This window comes from Methylophilales bacterium MBRSF5, assembly GCA_001044335.1.
GTDB lineage: Bacteria > Pseudomonadota > Gammaproteobacteria > Burkholderiales > Methylophilaceae > BACL14.
Genome location: CP011001.1, coordinates 416,176 through 434,416 on the forward strand (window position 1 = coordinate 416,176; position 18,241 = coordinate 434,416).

Annotated in this window: 10 protein-coding genes; 5 read left to right on the forward strand and 5 right to left on the reverse strand. The window is 33.2% G+C overall.

Annotation, left to right across the window (positions count from 1 at the left end):
* The first annotated feature begins 1 nt into the window (after position 1).
* Positions 2-1,279: a seryl-tRNA synthetase gene (locus tag UZ34_02335; protein ID AKO64285.1), complete on the forward strand. Its 1,278-nt coding sequence runs from the start codon at positions 2-4 to the stop codon at positions 1,277-1,279.
* On the opposite strand, the gene UZ34_02340 is transcribed toward UZ34_02335, so the two are convergent.
* On the reverse strand, positions 1,272-1,943 hold the full coding sequence (locus tag UZ34_02340; protein AKO64286.1) for a ribose 5-phosphate isomerase: 672 nt from the start codon (positions 1,941-1,943) through the stop codon (positions 1,272-1,274). The two genes, UZ34_02335 and UZ34_02340, sit on opposite strands and share 8 nt — an antisense overlap.
* A gap of 44 nt (positions 1,944-1,987) precedes the next feature.
* Between UZ34_02340 and UZ34_02345 the strand changes: the two genes are divergently transcribed.
* Positions 1,988-5,350: a transcription-repair coupling factor gene (locus tag UZ34_02345; protein ID AKO64287.1), complete on the forward strand. Its 3,363-nt coding sequence runs from the start codon at positions 1,988-1,990 to the stop codon at positions 5,348-5,350.
* Here the strand turns inward: UZ34_02345 and UZ34_02350 are convergent.
* Both UZ34_02350 and UZ34_02355 read right to left on the reverse strand, forming a co-directional pair.
* On the reverse strand, positions 5,347-8,352 hold the full coding sequence (locus UZ34_02350) for a hypothetical protein (protein ID AKO64288.1): 3,006 nt from the start codon (positions 8,350-8,352) through the stop codon (positions 5,347-5,349). The two genes, UZ34_02345 and UZ34_02350, sit on opposite strands and share 4 nt — an antisense overlap.
* Positions 8,353-8,397: 45 nt before the next feature.
* On the reverse strand, positions 8,398-10,887 hold the full coding sequence (locus UZ34_02355) for a hypothetical protein (protein ID AKO64289.1): 2,490 nt from the start codon (positions 10,885-10,887) through the stop codon (positions 8,398-8,400).
* A gap of 27 nt (positions 10,888-10,914) precedes the next feature.
* Here UZ34_02355 and UZ34_02360 point away from each other — a divergent pair, with 27 nt between their 5' ends.
* From UZ34_02360 to UZ34_02370, 3 genes are read left to right on the forward strand one after another with little or no spacing between them, the layout of a single operon-like run.
* Positions 10,915-11,397: a transcription elongation factor GreB gene (locus tag UZ34_02360; GenBank protein AKO64290.1), complete on the forward strand. Its 483-nt coding sequence runs from the start codon at positions 10,915-10,917 to the stop codon at positions 11,395-11,397.
* A complete protein-coding gene (locus UZ34_02365; protein AKO64291.1) occupies positions 11,394-12,362 on the forward strand; it encodes a hypothetical protein in 969 nt (322 codons plus the stop codon). Before UZ34_02360 ends, UZ34_02365 begins: the two co-directional genes overlap by 4 nt.
* Before the next feature lie 37 nt (positions 12,363-12,399).
* Positions 12,400-12,963 carry an elongation factor P gene (locus tag UZ34_02370; GenBank protein AKO64292.1) on the forward strand — a complete coding sequence of 188 codons (564 nt, stop codon included), beginning with the start codon at positions 12,400-12,402 and terminating at the stop codon, positions 12,961-12,963.
* 2 nt (positions 12,964-12,965) lie between these two features.
* Here the strand turns inward: UZ34_02370 and tldD are convergent, their stop codons facing one another.
* Together tldD and UZ34_02380 are read right to left on the reverse strand one after the other, a co-directional pair.
* Complete coding sequence (gene tldD, locus UZ34_02375) at positions 12,966-14,399, reverse strand: protease TldD (protein AKO64293.1); 1,434 nt, start codon at positions 14,397-14,399, stop codon at positions 12,966-12,968.
* Positions 14,392-18,234: a hypothetical protein gene (locus UZ34_02380; GenBank protein AKO64294.1), complete on the reverse strand. Its 3,843-nt coding sequence runs from the start codon at positions 18,232-18,234 to the stop codon at positions 14,392-14,394. The genes tldD and UZ34_02380 overlap by 8 nt, the downstream gene beginning before the upstream one ends.
* Between the last annotated feature and the right edge of the window lie 7 nt (positions 18,235-18,241).

The window sequence follows — 18,241 nt, forward strand, 5'->3', positions numbered from 1 at the left end:
AATGATTGATATTAACTTGCTGAGAAATGACATAGAGTCATTAGAAAAAATTTTAAAATATAGGGGTTTTGACCTAGAAGTTAATTTTTTTAATTCACTCGAAGAAGAGAGAAAACATATCCAAATAAAAACTCAAGAACTCCAACAAGAAAGAAATGATCTTTCAAAACAGGTTGGTGTATTAAAGTCACAAGGTAAGGATGCAAGTGACGTCCTGAATAAAGTCTCCAACATATCAGCACAATCAAAAGAATTTGAATTACAACTTGCATTAATCCAAGAAAAATTAAATAACTTTTTACTTCTCATTCCGAATGTGCCCCATGAGTCGGTCCCATTGGGCCCTGATGAAACAAGTAACGAATTAGTAAAAGAGGTTGGCACACTCCCTGGATTTGATTTTGAGGTTAAAGATCATGTTGATCTAGGCGCACCTCTTGGACTCGATTTTGATACAGCCGCTAAAGTTTCGGGCTCTCGTTTTGTTTTCATGAAAAATGATATTGCCAGGCTGCATCGCGCAATCGGTCAATTTATGATTGATACACACACCGAAAATCATGGATATACTGAATACTACACCCCATATCTGGTGAATGGCGATTCTTTATTAGGAACGGGCCAGTTGCCTAAGTTTGGTGATGATTTGTTTGTCACTCAGAAGAATGAAGATGAAAGCTTATACCTAATTCCCACTTCAGAGGTTTCTCTCACAAATACTGTGCGTGATGAGATAATTGATGCAAAACACTTACCTATCAGGATGACTGCACATACCCCATGCTTTAGATCCGAGGCAGGCTCGTATGGTAAAGATACCAGGGGGATGATTCGTCAACATCAGTTTGATAAAGTCGAGATGGTTCAAATAACCAAACCAGAATTAAGCTATGAGGCGTTGGAAGAGATGCTTTCTCATGCAGAAAATATTCTAAAAGCCCTTGATTTGCCATATCGGGTGATGACACTATCATCTGGTGACATGGGTTTTGGCGCCGCGAAAACATACGATATTGAGGTGTGGCTTCCATCACAACAACAGTATCGAGAAATTTCTTCAATCTCCAATTGTGAAGATTTCCAAGCAAGAAGGCTAAAAGCTCGCTTTAAAAATGAAGAGGGTAAGAATACACTAGTCCATACACTGAACGGCTCAGGCCTTGCGGTAGGTCGAACGCTTGTGGCTATAATGGAAAATAATCAAAAGGCAGATGGATCTATCAACATTCCATCGGCATTACAACCTTATATGAAAAATAAAACGACGATTTCTATTTAGAAAGTATTTCAATGTGCCCATTATCAACAATTAAGGCGCAGTCAGTGATTGCATAAAAAATACCTGTTTCAATAACCCCTGGGGTAGATAAGATTTTTTCATGTAAATCTCTTAATGGCATTTCATCAAAAGAGTAATCTAAAATATAATTCCCAGCAGATGAGATGGCATATGCATCTCCAGCTGCATTTTTTCTTAAGCTTCCCTGACCAAATTTATCTAGAATTTTTTTACTTAATCTCCAAGTACTTTTTAAGATCTCAATAGGAATTGGATTATTTTCTCCAATACGATTAACCCTCTTTGAATGGTCTGCAATTATGATAAATTTGTTAGCACTTTGGGCAAGTATCTTCTCTTTGACTAAATCGTAGCCACGTCCTTTTAGTACATTTAAATCATTCGTAATTTCGTCTGCACCATCCACATAGAGATCAAGAGTCTCTAGTGTATCGATACCAATCAAATTTAATTTATTTCTTTGGGCTTCTATTTCAGATACGGTGGAGCTTGCCACAACCTGTATATCTAATCTTTCATTCTTAATTTTATTAGCAAGGTGTTTAATAAAAAAATTTGCTGTTGATCCAGTCCCTAATCCGATCACAGTATTATCGGTTACATAATCGAGTGCTTTTATAGCAATAATTTCTTTATCTTCCATGTCGATTGAATGTGTTTATAATGACTGATTAATTTTAAAGCCAAATGAATACAAATACAAAAAATATACTGAATTACACATCTTACGCTTACCAGATAATAAAATTTTATTGTTCTGAACTAAGCGCAAAAAATACTCCGTTAGTTATATTCACTAAAGACAGTTATGTTGCTGCTCGGCTTCAGCAGGAGATGCTCTGGTTTAATCAAAATCTTGTTGTTTCTATGATCCCTGATTGGGAAACGTTGCCTTACGATACCGTTTCACCTCATCCTGACTTAATCTCAGATCGTTTAAAGTCACTATTTTTAGTCACCCAGAAAGCTTTTGATATTTTAATTATTCCAGCAACATCAGCATTAAACTATTTGCCTCCAAAACAATACATCACGCAGAACAGTTTTTTTTATAGCAAGGGACAAAAGGTCGATTTAGAGTCCTTAAAAACAGTTTTGATAGAAAATGGATACATCAATGTCCAGAAGGTCTTCCATCCAGGTGAGTTTGCGGTAAGGGGAGGGTTGATTGATTTATTTCCTATGGGATCTACCATTCCGTACAGGATAGATTTTTTTGATACTGAAATAGAAAGTATAAAAACCTTTGATGTTGAAACGCAAAAAAGTATTTACCCAACAAGCAAGATTGAAATTCTACCGGCGCGAGAATGTCCACTTACTGAATTATCTATTGAAACTTTTAGAAAAAATTATCGTGAAAGATTTTCTGGTGATCCAAGTAAGTCATCGATTTATACAAACATATCAAAGAAGACTCCCTTTTCTGGAATGGAATGGTACTTACCACTTTTCTTTCAAGAGACGAATACAATTTTTGATTATCTTCCTGATGAAACATTAATTGATGTCCCTTTTAAATTATCATCCAGCATAGATCACTATTGGCTTGACGCTCAAACAAGATTCAAGATGTATGCTTACGACATTGAGCGACCTATATTGAATCCAGAAGAAATTATGATGGATTCTGTAAAATTTCATCAGGACTTAAATCGTTTTAAAAATCTTAATTTTGATGTAGTTGATAATCCGCTACCTAAAATTACTATCGATTATAAGGACGGCTATAAAAATATAGCGAATTACATTAACCAGTGCCCCAGAAAAATAATCATTTCAGCTGAGAGCTTAGGTCGAAGAGAAACAATTCATAAGATGCTGACCGAGTGTGACCTTAATTTAAAGAGATCTGAAAGCGTTAATATCTTAGATCCAGTAATTGAGCATCAGCTTATTCAATCTCCATTGAAAGAGGGGTTTTCTGATGAATATTTCGATATATTCACGGAGTATGATTTATTTCCTGATTTCATCCATCAAGAAAAATCAAATTATAAAAGCAAGGATTACAACGCCGAGGTTGTAATTAAAGACCTTTCTGAGATAGCAGTTGGTGATCCTGTTGTCCACGAGAATCATGGAGTTGGTCGTTATCAAGGCCTTGTCCAATTGGATATGCTGGGATCAATAAATGAATTTTTATTGTTAACTTATGAAAAAGAGGACAAGCTGTATGTACCTGTCACACAGTTAAACTCCATTTCTAGATATACAGGCGGACCTATCGAATCCGCACCATTACATAAATTGGGTTCAGGGCAGTGGGAAAAAGAAAAAAGAAAGGCGTTAAAACAGGTCTATGATACAGCAGCAGAACTTTTAAATTTATATGCGCAAAGGGAGAAGAAGAAGGGCCTGGTCTCAAAAATTGACTTGCTTGAGTATCAGAAATTTGCGAATGAATTTCCCTTTGAGGAGACTCCAGATCAAATGCAGGCGATTGAGTCTGTAATCAAAGATATGGAATCTGCAAGACCAATGGATCGTCTTATCTGTGGTGATGTTGGTTTTGGTAAAACTGAGGTGGCAATGCGAGCAGCGTTTATATCTATCATGAATAGTCGTCAGGTAATCATATTAGTGCCAACAACCCTGCTTGCTAGCCAACATTATAATAATTTTGTTGACCGATTTAGCTCATTTCCTGTTGAGATTGAGGAAATCTCAAGATTTAAAAGTAATAAGCAACAAAATGAGGTTCTGGAAAAACTGGCTAATGGAAAAGTAGATATTGTCATTGGCACTCACCGTTTATTACAAAAAGATATAAAAATAGATAATATTGGCCTTATTATTGTTGATGAAGAGCATCGTTTTGGCGTTCGTCAAAAGGAAATGCTTAAGAAGTTTAAAACAAATACCGACTTCCTGGCTTTAACAGCTACACCCATACCACGAACTTTGTCTATGTCACTTGAAGGCTTACGAGATTTTTCAATCATCTCCACACCCCCTCAAAAAAGATTGTCAATCAAGACCATGGTTAAGAATTTTTCAGAAGGAATAATCAAAGAAGCCTTAACAAGGGAATTCAATCGTGGAGGACAAGCTTACTTTTTACATAATGATGTAAGTTCAATCTATGCAGTCAGTGAAAAATTAACAAAAATTATGCCTGATGCAAAAGTGGCCATTGCTCATGGCCAGATGAAAGAAAAAGAGCTTGAAAGGGTTATGCAAGATTTCCATCAGCAAAGATTTAACTTGTTACTATGCACAACTATTATTGAGACAGGTATCGATATACCTACCTCAAATACAATTATCATTAACAATGCAGATCGCTTTGGATTATCCCAATTGCATCAATTAAGGGGTCGAGTTGGTCGTTCGCATCATCAAGCTTTTGCATACTTACTAATTGACGAAAATCGAAGCCTTACTAGTAAAGCCAAAAAAAGATTAGAAGCTATCCAGTATCTTGAAGATTTAGGCTCTGGTTATTTCTTAGCGATGCATGATCTTGAGATTCGTGGTGCTGGAGAAATATTAGGAGACCAGCAAAGTGGTGAGATTCATGAAATTGGTTTTTCAATGTATTTAAAGATGCTTAATCGAGCCGTGGCTCACCTAAAAAATAATGAGATGCTTGATATTAATGCTGACTATAACGAGAACAATGAGATTAATATCCATGCCCCAGCGATACTGACAAATCAATACTGTGGCGACCCTAATGAACGTCTTGTGATCTATAAAAGACTGTCATCATGTGAGTCATTAGTAGATTTACAAATGATTCAGGAAGAGCTCATTGATCGTTTCGGAGTTGCTCCTGAGCAGACTGAAAATTTGTTTATCATTCATCATATTCGTATAATAACTAAAGATTTAGATGTGACCAAAATTGATGCTGGAAAGAAAACTATTAGTTTGAATTTTAGGGAAAAGAATAACGTCGATCCATTAAAGATCATTGATCTGGTCCAGACAAATAAACACATTAAGCTTGATGGACCCAACAAGATAACCTTGGCAGGTGATTTTGAGGACCCGTTTGATAAACTGAATAATATTAAATCCCTTGTAGGCGAACTTAAAGATTAAATCTCAATTAACTCACCTTGTTTTAAGAAATAGATAAATTGTCTTATGTTGCAATCATTAAAAAAGGAAGAGTACTGATTCAACTGATTCTTATAATTAAGTGCTAATGAGTTTAAGTTGTGTTCTTCTTTGTGGTATTTGTAGTCAATAATCCAACGTTCATTATTAATTAAAAATGTCCTATCTACACGGTAGTTTGTTTGATCTTTATTTGGAACTGAAATCTTGAGTTCACATTGATCGTTATCATATTTTTTTAAAATCTTTTGGCCTGATTCAGTTTGGTGGATATTGTTAATGCAAGTCATGGATTCATTAACGATCTCTTTGTGATTCAGAGATTTATCGACATTCAAACTATTCAGCATTTTTTCTATAAATTGAACATGGTGATGTATTTTTAAATTTTTATGTAAAAACTCAAGATATTTATGAACGATGATGCCCACATAGATTTCTTCGGTTTCAATACTATATTTTTCTTTAACAGAAATAGGTGAAAATTCGTCCAAACTTTTTTTCTTGCCATTAATATAATCCGACAAAGGGATATTAAATAAATTTGGTGAAAATTTTTCATATTTACTTGAAGGGGCATCAACCTCAATATTTTGAGGATCTGTTGGATAAAAATCATCCTTAAGAAAATGTAAGAAAGTATTTTTCTTGGTAGTTTCGTCTATTCCTGCTACAAGGTCTAGCTGACTGGCAGCGCGGGTAACAGCGACATAGAGCAGTCTTTTTAATTCATTATGCTCTCTAATTTTATTTTTTTGTTCGTGGTAACCGTGTAATGAGTAGATTTCATCATCATTGATTTTGATGGATGAAATATTTTTATTTGCCCCATCCATGTGATCAAAATTGACCAATGAGGGGATATTGGGTCGGGTGGATTTATCTATACACGGAATAATGACGTGATCGAATTCTAATCCTTTTGATTTGTGGATAGTTAAAAAAGAAACAGCTTTTTTATTACTATTTACATCGGATACCATGGTTTCAGTAACGGTTTTAATTAAAACTTCTTTGTCTATTTCATTCGTATCAAAATTCTGAAGGATGCGTAAATAGTAATCTATATATTCGATGTCCTCTTTTACATATAAAGATTTAATTCCTGCTAAGTCTACCCACAATGCTCTAATAATTTCACTCCACTTAGCCGAGTGCATAGAAGAATAATGAATTTCAATTATCTTAATTAAGTTTTTAATTCGTTTTTGGCTCTCGCTGTTTAATTCATTAACTTTTTCAGAATTAATCAGTTTCCAAATATTCTCATCCTTATTGGCAAAAAGGATATGGAGATCTTTAATAGCTAATCCACATAACGGTGACTGGATTGTGGCAATCCAATGTGTGCGATCACTAAAATCAAAGATCGCTAATGTCAATGCAAGAATATCTTGCACACATTGGTGATTGATTAAAGATTCAAGCTCGATCGCATTGATTGGAATCTGTTTAGCATAATTTTTTTTGATATAAGAAACAATTGGTTTCAGATGATTTCGTGACCTTGCAATTACAGCGATAGATTCATGTTGACTAGCCAATATCTGCCGGCAGATTAATTCTGCCTCGATGTCTGAAGACTGTGAGGATGATTCAGGACTGTATGATAAAAAATTTATTGAGCCACTGTCATCCTCAATTCTAGGGTTGCATAATTGATATTGAATACTTCCATTATCAATATTTTGTTCTGTAAAAATTTTAGAAAAGCGTGAGTTAAACCAATGAATTAGGCGACTTTTTGATCTGTTATTTACTGAGAGGATAATATGATTTAACTTTATCTTCCCAACCCCATTTTTTATAACATCCAAAAAAATTCTAACGTCAGATTGTCGAAATCGGTAAATCGACTGCATTGGATCACCCACACAAAAAAAAGTATTTTCAGGCCCCCATTCATGCGTAAGGTATTCAAATAATTGTAACTGGTTTTTATTTGTATCCTGAAATTCATCGACTAGAATATGAGAAAACTTTATGTTGAGGTAGCTTTTTAAATCAGTAAACCCTGATTCATTTTTAAGAGCTAGTAAAGCCTGTAGGGTAATTTCAGGAAAATCAATTACCTTATTTTGACTGAAGTACAATTTGATTCTTGCATATGCTTCTTTGAGGATTGGTGCTAACGTCTGCATGATGTCGCTCTGCTGCAAGTTAGAAATATTTAGAAAGTAGTACTCTTTCTCAAAGCTTTCAAAATCTGGCCACTCTGTACTTGCAATGTCATTACTGGCTGAATTTTTTTTAAAGAACGCCAAATCCTCCTCTTTAATATTTTTTCTTATGCTTTTTTGTTTGGTATAAATCGATTCAATAAAGTGGAGTAATTCACTTTTTTTCAAACGTATTGAGTCCTTAAGCTTAAAAATTTTTTGTAAATGTGCTAGAGACTCTTCCTCCTGTTGCTGGATATATTTATTAAATTGGTTACTATTTTCATCATCAAAGATATAGTGGATCCACTTATCCCTATTTGTCATGAGCTCCAATAAATATTTTTCGAGCTGGGGGAATTCAATGTTTAATGTATGAAGAATTTTATGAATATGATCTGAATTACTTTCTGCATAAATAACTTTTTTTATGATCTCAGAATGGATGGGGGAAGGATCTTCAATGATAGATGACTGGTATCCATACTTAGTGAGCAGGGGGGTGGAATTGATAATTTGTTGGTTAAGTGCGTCAATGGTTAGGATATTTAACTCTGAGATGACTTCATCTACAGCAATTCCTCTTCTTGCGATTTCTTTATTTAAAAGATCAATTAATTTTTTTGTCGTGTCATTTTTAGGCGTAGTTTTATTTTGAAGATAATTCGTTATTCGATTTTTCATTTCAGCTGCAGCTTTATTTGTGAAGGTAACAGCCAAAATCTCTCTTGGTGAATTGACATGTGCGAGTAGTTTTATAAAGCGCTGTGTTAATAATTCAGTTTTGCCAGAACCTGCTGGGGCTTGAACGATTATTGACTTCAAGTCTAGACACTTAATCCTATTTTGAATGTCATTACTACTCATTTGTTATAACTCATACTGATACTTTTTTTCTGGAAGACGAAGAAGAATTTTGCTACCACAATATGTCAGATCCTCCTCTTTTTCGAATGTGTTAGGAAAATACCCTTCTGAGTAAAGATGCATCAAGCTATTGATCTCATCCAGCCAAATGTTTTTGAGATCCCCATAGCTTTTGCTAATAATTTGTTTGGAAATATTGTCAGGTATTTGGTAATCATTGTCCTTAAAAGTAAATCTCTTAATCACGATATTTTTTTGATTTATCTCGTAAAGCAATAATGTGCTGACTTTACAGTCTGTAAATAAAAAATATAAGGGGATTTGAAAATTTTTAATTGGCAATTGTGTCCAAGACCTTGCTGTTGGCAATTTTCCAGTTTTATAGTCAATGACATGAATTCCATTATCATCGCTATCAACTCTATCCTTGATAAGATCAAATGAATAATCTCCATGAACAAATTGTTGTTTTACTTCCAAGCTTTTAATAGCAAAGGGTATTCTTTTCTTTTCCATCTCAAGCACCTCTTGAATCAATGAAGTACATCTTGCTATTTCAAATTTTTTTACTGAGTCACCCATTATTGAAAATTCATTTTTTGTTTCAATGGACATCTCAACAATAGGTTTTACAAATTCCCTTAAGTTGTTAATTTCCGCGAGATTCTGATAATTTTTTAGCTTTATCCAGATGTTATGGAGTGCCTCGTGAATTAAAATACCACGTAAGCGTGGACTATACTCTGTTGTGAGATGATCTGAGTCGTCCTTGCAGTGAAGGACATCTTCATAAAAAGCCCATCGGGGACAAGTTTGTAGACGCTCGAGCAAACCACGAATATTTTTTATCCCCTTGGGAAGCGCCTTGTCTGTGTGGTCATTATCAAGCGCTAATGTTTTATTTTCATGAAGAAAATCATATTTTTTTTCATATTTTTTTTCGACAATCTCACTAAATGTGACGGATGATGAAATTGTATTTTCTACATTGTCTGTTAATAAAGAATAAGAGATCGATAAATTAGCTTTTTCTGACAATTTATTTAATTGATTACCTGAGAAAGTTTTTCTCTTATTGAAATCATTTATTTTATTTAAGTGACACAAGGGGAGTAAGGGATTTCTTAAGCTGGTTTGATTTTTTCGATCGATAAAATCTATGAGGTATATATCATCATACTGTGAGACTACTTCATCTTTAAATGAATAAATATCAACTGCATTGCTTGATACAAAAAAATTTTTTTGAGTCTGGTTTAGTATAATGTTGAGGTATTTTTTAAACTCTAAATAATTAATAATTTTATGTTTTCTAACTGAACTAATGTTTTTAATTAGATCAATAAAAATATTCAAGTCCTCGATTAATGAATCATTTATTTTAAGTTCATTACGAAATAAATAATTTTTTAATAGCCTGACGAGGTAAGTTCCCCATTCCGCTAAAGGTAAGTTATTTTGTAATTTATCAATTTCTTCAAAAGATGATTTATCTATAGAAGAAGATTCTATTGTTTCATTAAACCTTTTTAGATTAATTTTTCGGATCCCATGCTTTTTAAACATTTTGATCTTTTCATCCAGATCGCTCAAAAGTAATAGATCATTTTGAAAGCAGGTGACTACAAAATGACGTATTTTTTCGACTGCAACATATTGGCCGTAATGCAAATCAAAAAAAGTAAAAATACTTCGAATGATCGGTGATTTTGATAAAGATATTTGATTGGGGATATTTAAATCAATTTGCTCTTGTCCGTTTGCATCTTTGTTGTAAGTTTGCAGGCCTGTGAGTGTAGGATAGAAGGTTGTTACAATCTTATTGACATCTTCAGAGATAATTGCAATTTTTTTCCCTTGTGAATGTTTGAGAATAATTTCTTCACCTATATAGTTAAACTCTTGGAGTTCATTGTCAAATTGCTGAATGATGTGGTTTTTATTCTCTTTTTTAAAAGATATATCATTTGTTTTAAACTTATTCTGAATTAATTTATTCATAGGCGTATCAAGGTTAAAACCAACTAGTCGGACCTTTTTATCAAATTTGATATTTTCAATAAAGAAACTAATTGCCTGGTGATATGTAAATAAACCATTGTCAAGTAAATATTGATTGAATTTATCGATTACTGTGCGTAGAAATTTATTCTCGATGGACAGATTGAATGACCCGTCCTGGTAATCTATGTCGTACTCACTAATATTCTTTATGGCATTCTGAACAAAAAAAACGAGTGATTCGATATCATGAAGAAATTGATTTCCGTTCCCAACAATTTCATTGGATACAATCTCTTCCAGGATAATATATTCCTCTAATTTATTGACTATTTTTTTACTAATTTCATTGGATGAAAGATAATGAACACTTAGTTCATTTGAAATAAATTCAAATAGGGTGAAGGTATTAAAGTGTGTGGAATTATTTGTGTGGATGAATCTTTTGAAGTAAATGTCATTTTTACAAATTGTAATTATGTTATCTTTCACATTTAAATTTTATAGTAAAACTATATTATGAGCGAGCAATCATCTTATCTTACAAAAAATGGTTTTATACATTTAAGGGAAGAGTTAAATTATCTCCTAAAGGTTGATCGACCAAGGGTTGTGAAAGACGTTTCGTGGGCAGCAAGCAATGGCGATCGATCTGAAAATGGCGATTACATTTATGGTAAGAAGAGGTTAAGGCAAATTGATTCCAGAGTAAAATATTTGCTTACCGTCATTGAAGATTCAAAGATTATTGATCCACTTGAGCAAGAAAATAAAGACAAGATTTTTTTTGGAGCAACAGTTGAGTATGAGAATTTAGATAAAAACCAGATTAACAAGATTCAGATTGTTGGCGTCCCTGAAGTTGACCCTAAAGAAAATAAAATAAGCTGGTTGTCTCCAATTTCTAAGGCTATTCTCGGTAAGCAAGTTGGAGAAATTGTTTCCTATGAAAGTCCTTCTGGACAAAAAGAAATAGAAATTATGTCTATCATATATAAATGACATTTTCAGTAGACATATTTTCAAGGTTTATCGATAACTATGGAGATATATCAATTCCATTAAGGCTTGCTCATGGGCTTTATATTGACCATGGTGTCACCAGCAATGTATTTCTTACGTCCAATGAGCTTACTCAAAAAATATTAGATAAAAATTTTTTTAACGAGAATATTAATATTATTGATATTGATAAGATGGATAACAACCTTTTACCAAATAATAATGTTGTTACTATTTTTGATACACAGTTACCCTTATCTTATGAAGCTAAACTCACTAATAAAAATTTATTAATCAATTACGAATATTTTTCAGCTGAACAATGGGTTAACGACTATCATCTTAAAGAGTCAATTAACAAAAAATATAAAAAAATATTTTATATTCCTGGCGTTAGTGAACATTCAGGTGTCGCAATATTTGCTATAAATGATAAGGATTTGTATCAAACTGAAAAGTTAAGAGATACAAATACCATCAATTTTTTTTGCTATTTTAATGAGAATATTGAAGCTTCAATTAAAGTTCTACGAAACAACTTTCCGCAATATGATTCTGTAATGCATGATCGATATGATAAAGATAAGGATAGAGGTAAAAACTTATTGAGTTTTAACGATTTTGATAAAGCTCTAGCTAATAGTTTAATAAACTTTGTTCGTGGTGAGGATAGTTTAATCCGTGCCATTTTGGCTGGATCCCCTTTTATTTGGCAACCTTATATTCAAGAAAATGGTCTTCAAATAACAAAATTAAATGCCTTTCTCGATCATTACTTTATTTCTTTGCCACTACAGTTGAGAGAAATTTTTTTAATATGGAATAATCAGAGCCTAAATTTAGAACACTGGCGATATTTATTGGAAAATATTGAAAATCTAAAAGATTTTTATTTAGATGCAAGAGAGAATTTTATAAAAAGGGGTACAGGGATTGCTCAAATTTATTCATTATTTATTAAATAATTTAGTATAATCATCAAAAATTTTTTCAAGGATAGCTATGAAAACAGCACAGGAAGTTAGAGCAGGGAATGTCATTATGGTTGATGGAAATCCAATGGTTGCATTGAAATGTGAATACAATAAATCTGGACGAAATGCAGCTGTAGTAAAAATGAAACTAAAGAACTTACTCAATGAATCTCCTACTGAGTCAGTTTTTAATGCTTCCGATAAATTTGATGTAGTTATTTTAGAGAAGAAGGAAGTCACTTATTCTTACTTTGCTGATCCTGCTTATGTGTTTATGGATGAGGAATACAACCAATACGAAGTTGGACCTGACAGTATGGAGGATGCTTTGAAATTTTTAGAGGATGGAATGTCGTGTGAGGTTGTTTTCTATGAAGGAAAAGCAATTTCAGTAGAGTTACCAAATTCAGTTACTCGGGAAATTACTTATACTGAACCTGCAGTTAAGGGAGATACATCCTCTGGTAAGGTGATGAAAACAGCTTCAATCAATACTGGCTTTGAGCTGATGGTGCCGTTATTTTGCGACACTGGCGATATGATTGAGATTGATACGAGAACTCTTGAATATAAAAATAGGGTTAATAAATAAAATTAACCCTGGGTATCTGAGCCACCAACAAGTATTTCATCAATTTTTAAAGTCGGCTGCCCAACCCCAACAGGGACACTTTGACCATCTTTGCCGCATGTACCAACTCCAGTATCCAATGATGAGTCATTTCCCACCATTGAAACTTTTTTAAGGATATCAGGACCATTACCAACAATGGAGGCTCCTTTGATTGGCTGGGTGATTTTTCCATCTTCAATTAACCAAGCAAGCGAAGATGAGAAGACAAATTTGCCACTGGTGATATCTACCTGACCACCACCAAAATTTGGAGCATAAATTCCTTTTTTTACTGATTTAATGATTTCATCAGGGTTATATTTGCCATTGGTCATAATCGTATTAGTCATTCTGGGCATAGGGATATGGGCGTAAGACTCTCTTCGGCCATTTCCAGTAATTTCCATATTCATTAGTTTTGCATTTAGAGTATCTTGCAGATAATTTTTTAGAATCCCATTTTCAATTAAAACAGTTCGCTGCGTAGGGTTACCTTCATCATCAATATTTAAAGAACCACGTCTGTCCTGGATAGTCCCATCGTCAACAATAGTGATATCACTATGAGCCACCTGCTTTCCCATCAGTTTAGAAAAAGCGGAAGTACCCTTGCGATTAAAGTCTCCCTCAAGACCATGTCCAATAGCTTCGTGGAGGAGAATACCTGGCCAACCAGGACCTAGAACGACAGGCATCAATCCGGCAGGGGATGGTATCGCTTCAAGGTTAGTTACCGCTTGGTGGTATGCTTCATCAATGTAAAGATCAAGGACGTCGTCAGTAAAATAATCAATACTATATCGGCCGCCACCTCCAGCTGTTCCGATTTCCCTTCGATTTTTGTCTTCAATAATAATGCTAAGTGATAATCGAACAAGAGGGCGAATGTCACTCTTCATATCAGAGAGTTTATTTGCAATTAAAATTACATCATATTCAGCAGCAATCGAAGCACTGACTTTAATAATTCTTTTATCTCGGGAAAAAGCTAAACTTTCGAGTTTTTTTAATATTTCAATTTTTTTTTCGCCCGTATTTATGATTGGATCAATACTTGGATAAAGCTGTTGGGGTGTGTTTGAGTTAACTTGAGGAACAGATTTATTCTGACCCTGAGATCTTAATGCATTAATAATTTCACAGGATTGGGTAAGGGTTTGAAAATTTACTTCGTCAGTATATGCATATGCGGTTTTATCCCCAGACACCGCTCTGACACCACAGCCATTATCAATATTAAATGAAGCATTTTTTACTGCACCGTCCTCAATAGCTAAAAATTCATTTTTAGAGTATTGAAAATATAAGTCGCTGTAATCGATATTCTTATGATTCAAATTATTCATCACTTTTTGAATTTTTTGATTATCAAGTTCTGCTGGATTTAATATGAGATTATTTATTTCGTTATTCATCTTTATTTTTAAATATATTTAGTTTTTCTAGAATACTTTCAGATGGTTGGATGACTTCTTCATCCACCAGTTCAGATAATTCTTCTGATTTTGGTTTATCTACTTCAATTGGGTCATCCCATGTTCCTATGATTTGATATTCATCTGTTAAAACTTTATTAAGAGGATCTTTTAATACTTTTTGAGCAATAAAGGCAGCAGCACCAGCTAGAGGACCACCCGCTAGAGCAGCAAGGGATAGCGAATCACTCACAAAGGGTTTGACAGTAACATGAAGATTTTGCGTTTCTTCAATAATATCAACTTCACCATCCATTAAGACCTCTGCAGCAGGACCAACCATTTTAAAATTATTTGAAGATAAAATTCCAGAATTGACTCGTACCCCAGCATTAATGGAGTCAAATATAAAACCCTTGGAGAATAAATCGCTAAAGTCTAGAGTCAATCTTTTAGGTAAGTTTTGCAATGTAAGTAGACCAAACAATCTTCCAATACCAGGTTTAGCTTCAAGTATCTCACCTTTATCAATATCCATAGAAAAATTACCGCTTACCTGATTTGAAGAGAAGCCAAAAGGACTCCCTTCCCAGTTGGCTATGCCATTAAATCTGGCAATTCCCTTTTTGATCAAATTAGGATACCCAAGCTGTTCTAAAGTTTTTTCTAAGTCATCTGCCTTCCATTTAAAATCTATTTTGGTTTGTGTGCCAATTTCTTTTGCCTGCCATTCCCCATCTGCTTTAAATTCATGATGAGGGTTGGTGATAGTGAAATTTTCTATTTTCCAAATTTGATTATTTATATTTGATGCCTGGATATCAAATTTGCCCATGCTTTTATCATCGAGGATAACTTCATCTATCATCAAATCAATGAATACTGGCTGTGCGGTGGTCGGTAAATTATCTTCGTCATTTAATTTACCTATTTGTTTATCTTTTGAAATGATAAATTTATTAAATCTCCCTGTTAGCTTTCTTTCGTTGTTATCCCACAATGCATTACCTTTAATTTCATTTGAATATAAGGAAACTTTAAGATTATTATTAGATGGAAAAACAACGGTCTCCAATCGATGAAGGTTGAAACCATTTACAATTAATTTTTCAAAATTAAGTTTTGACTTACCAATCCTAAATGTTTCTTTCTTGTTATCTGATTTCAAATTAAATAGTGATGAAAAATCATCCAGGTCAACATCTTTGAAGTTTGCAAAAATTGATATTCCGTTCCTGTCTTGGAACTCTTCATTGGACAGGATATTAATCTGACCAGACCAACCATTTTTGCTCATGTAAATCTTGCCGTTGACATCATTGTCCAGCCTAATAACATAGTTTGTTAAGTTATCTTTTGATGGTTTTTTAACAATGGACAAGATTTTTACTTCACCCTGTTTTTTATTTAATGGATAAGGCCCATTAATTTCTATTCCTTTTAAATCAGTTTCTAAAGACAAGGAATTTGATTGTTCAGTAATATTAGATTTTAAAATCCACTCTGCAGACCCTTGGACCTTATTAGCCCAACCTGATCCTAAATTATTAATAAAGAATGTTTCATCAATTTTTCCAGTAGCATTAATTTTGGTTAAATTGTCCTCAACCAGAACATCTATATTTGTCGGCATTTCAAAAACTGATCCTGATGCATTTTTAAGTTCATAAAAGTTTGGTTTAATATTGAGAATTCCATTTAGATTGTTTATTTGAGGAAGACCTATTCTTGGATTTTGAATGACTACATTATTTAGTTCATATTTTACATCAAAGTTAATTTCATCTGGATTAGTGATTGGGTAATTAATTGTAAGGTTAAGTATTGCATTTCCATTCGTAATCAGCTGATTTGTGAATTCTTGAGTATCCTCGTATAGAGGCGAGTTATTAATGGCCTGAATTAAACTATTAGTGCCTCCACTGGTAATCCAGTGGGTATTTATCATTAAATCTGATTCAGACAGATCAGATATGACTTCCAAAGATGAAATATTCTGATTAGCCACTGTTCCATCTTTTGCTAATAATCTTAGGATATTAGAATCAAGACTGAATAATATATTTGCCTTTTCAATCTCAGGATAACCTGTCGCGAACTCGATGTTTGCATTATTGTAACTGCCTGTGATTTGAATATTTGAATTTGCATTTTTGTCGAAGAGCTTATCAAGCTCACCTTTGATAGTGATCTTTGTATTTTCAATGCTTCCTGCAAGCAAAGATGTATCGAGCCAATTTAGTAGATCTGGGTCAGTATTTTTTGGGTAGTATTTTTTTATTCTAGAGATGTCTGGAACAGATAAAGTGATAGCTAGATCTAGATCCGGTTGTTTTAAATTTTTAAGATTGACTGTTCCAGATGTTAATAAATTTAGATCATTGTTATTAAGTAATACATTTGTAAATTTAAAATTTTCTCCGTCAATCTTGATTACACCATTAAAAGTATCGAAGGTTAAATTTGTTCTAAGTCTATCCTCTTGATTAAAAGAGATATTTTTACTAGCAATATCAAGAAAACCTTTATTATTTTTAATATCAAAGCTAGCTGTAAGATTTTTAAATCCAGGAAATTCATTATGTGAATTAATACCAAAATTGATTAGAGATCCAGCTGCTATAAGTTCTTTATTTTTTTTCCATGATAACTGTAGATTTTTAATATCACCTGTGGGGCTATAGTCATCAAGATAAGATTTTAACTCTTCAAAAAATGGAGTCTGATTAATTATCGATTCAGCTGCATCAATATTCAACTGATTTAATTTTAATTTAAAAGATTGCGCTACATTATCTTTGACTAGGATTTCAAATGCACTGTTTTGGATATCAATATTATTTGTTTTAAAGTTTAAATTTGTGGAGGCTATTTTTTTTATATTATTATTGTTGTCAAAAATTGCACTACCAGATAATTCAGAAATATTAATGTACTTATCTTGATTATCATTAAAGTTCCCAATGTAATTCTCTATACTGAAAGATGTTTTAATTTCTTGAATTTTATTCTTAACAAATACAATGTTTAGTTTTAACTCACCATAGCCTTGCTTGACATCGAAAGGGTACTCAATCCAGGGCTTAAATGCAGGTAAAAATGCCTGTGAAATATTTACCTTCATCTTTGTTTTAACTTGATCAAAGTGATCAATAGAATCCAAATCAAAGAACCCATCTACATAGACTCTTTCTTTTGTTCCTTCTGACACTAATGCATTTAAATTAAATTTATGACGATCCAGGTAGGTCAGATATGTAGGACTTGTGTAGGTCAGGTTTATACCGCTAATTGTTAAATCTTTTGCTGCTCTATATTCATCCCTCCATGTTATTTTTCCATTGATTATTCTGACTTCATGTTGGTTAAGAAGCCAATCAGAGAAGGATGATTCAGTTGATTCGATGATCTCAACTCCTGCAATTCTTAATTTATTATCAACAGTCCGTTCAACTAAGATATCAAGATCACCAATAATAATTTGATTTAAGATTGGCTGAAATTTGAGTATGCTAAGCCATGATATTTCAAAGTCGATAGCATTTAAATTAATGGTTTTATTGTTATCCCGGTCTGTAATAGAAAAATTTCGCAATTGAAAACGGGGGTTCGTAATATTCCATACAATGTTGAGCTTATCAATCGAAACCTCACCACCTGTTTCTTTGGCGATAAAGCTTTCAATATTTTGTTTGTAGTTCTCTACATTAGGAATGAGGAAAAAATGGTAGGCAATGGCTGCAGATAAAATGAGAATTGATGCTAGTGAAAAAATGCCGTAATAAAAATATTTTATCTTTTTGGATTTTAAAACGGCATTAATTGTTCTTAGCATTAAAACA

Excerpts from the sequence above, each read along its gene's own strand:
- UZ34_02335 (AKO64285.1), top strand. The coding sequence starts at position 2 with ATGATTGATATTAACTTGCTGAGAAATGACATAGAGTCATTAGAAAAA.
- UZ34_02340 (AKO64286.1), bottom strand. The coding sequence starts at position 1,943 with ATGGAAGATAAAGAAATTATTGCTATAAAAGCACTCGATTATGTAACC.
- UZ34_02345 (AKO64287.1), top strand. The coding sequence starts at position 1,988 with ATGAATACAAATACAAAAAATATACTGAATTACACATCTTACGCTTAC.
- UZ34_02360 (AKO64290.1), top strand. The coding sequence starts at position 10,915 with ATGAGCGAGCAATCATCTTATCTTACAAAAAATGGTTTTATACATTTA.
- UZ34_02365 (AKO64291.1), top strand. The coding sequence starts at position 11,394 with ATGACATTTTCAGTAGACATATTTTCAAGGTTTATCGATAACTATGGA.
- UZ34_02370 (AKO64292.1), top strand. The coding sequence starts at position 12,400 with ATGAAAACAGCACAGGAAGTTAGAGCAGGGAATGTCATTATGGTTGAT.
- tldD (AKO64293.1), bottom strand. The coding sequence starts at position 14,399 with ATGAATAACGAAATAAATAATCTCATATTAAATCCAGCAGAACTTGAT.
- UZ34_02380 (AKO64294.1), bottom strand. The coding sequence starts at position 18,234 with ATGCTAAGAACAATTAATGCCGTTTTAAAATCCAAAAAGATAAAATAT.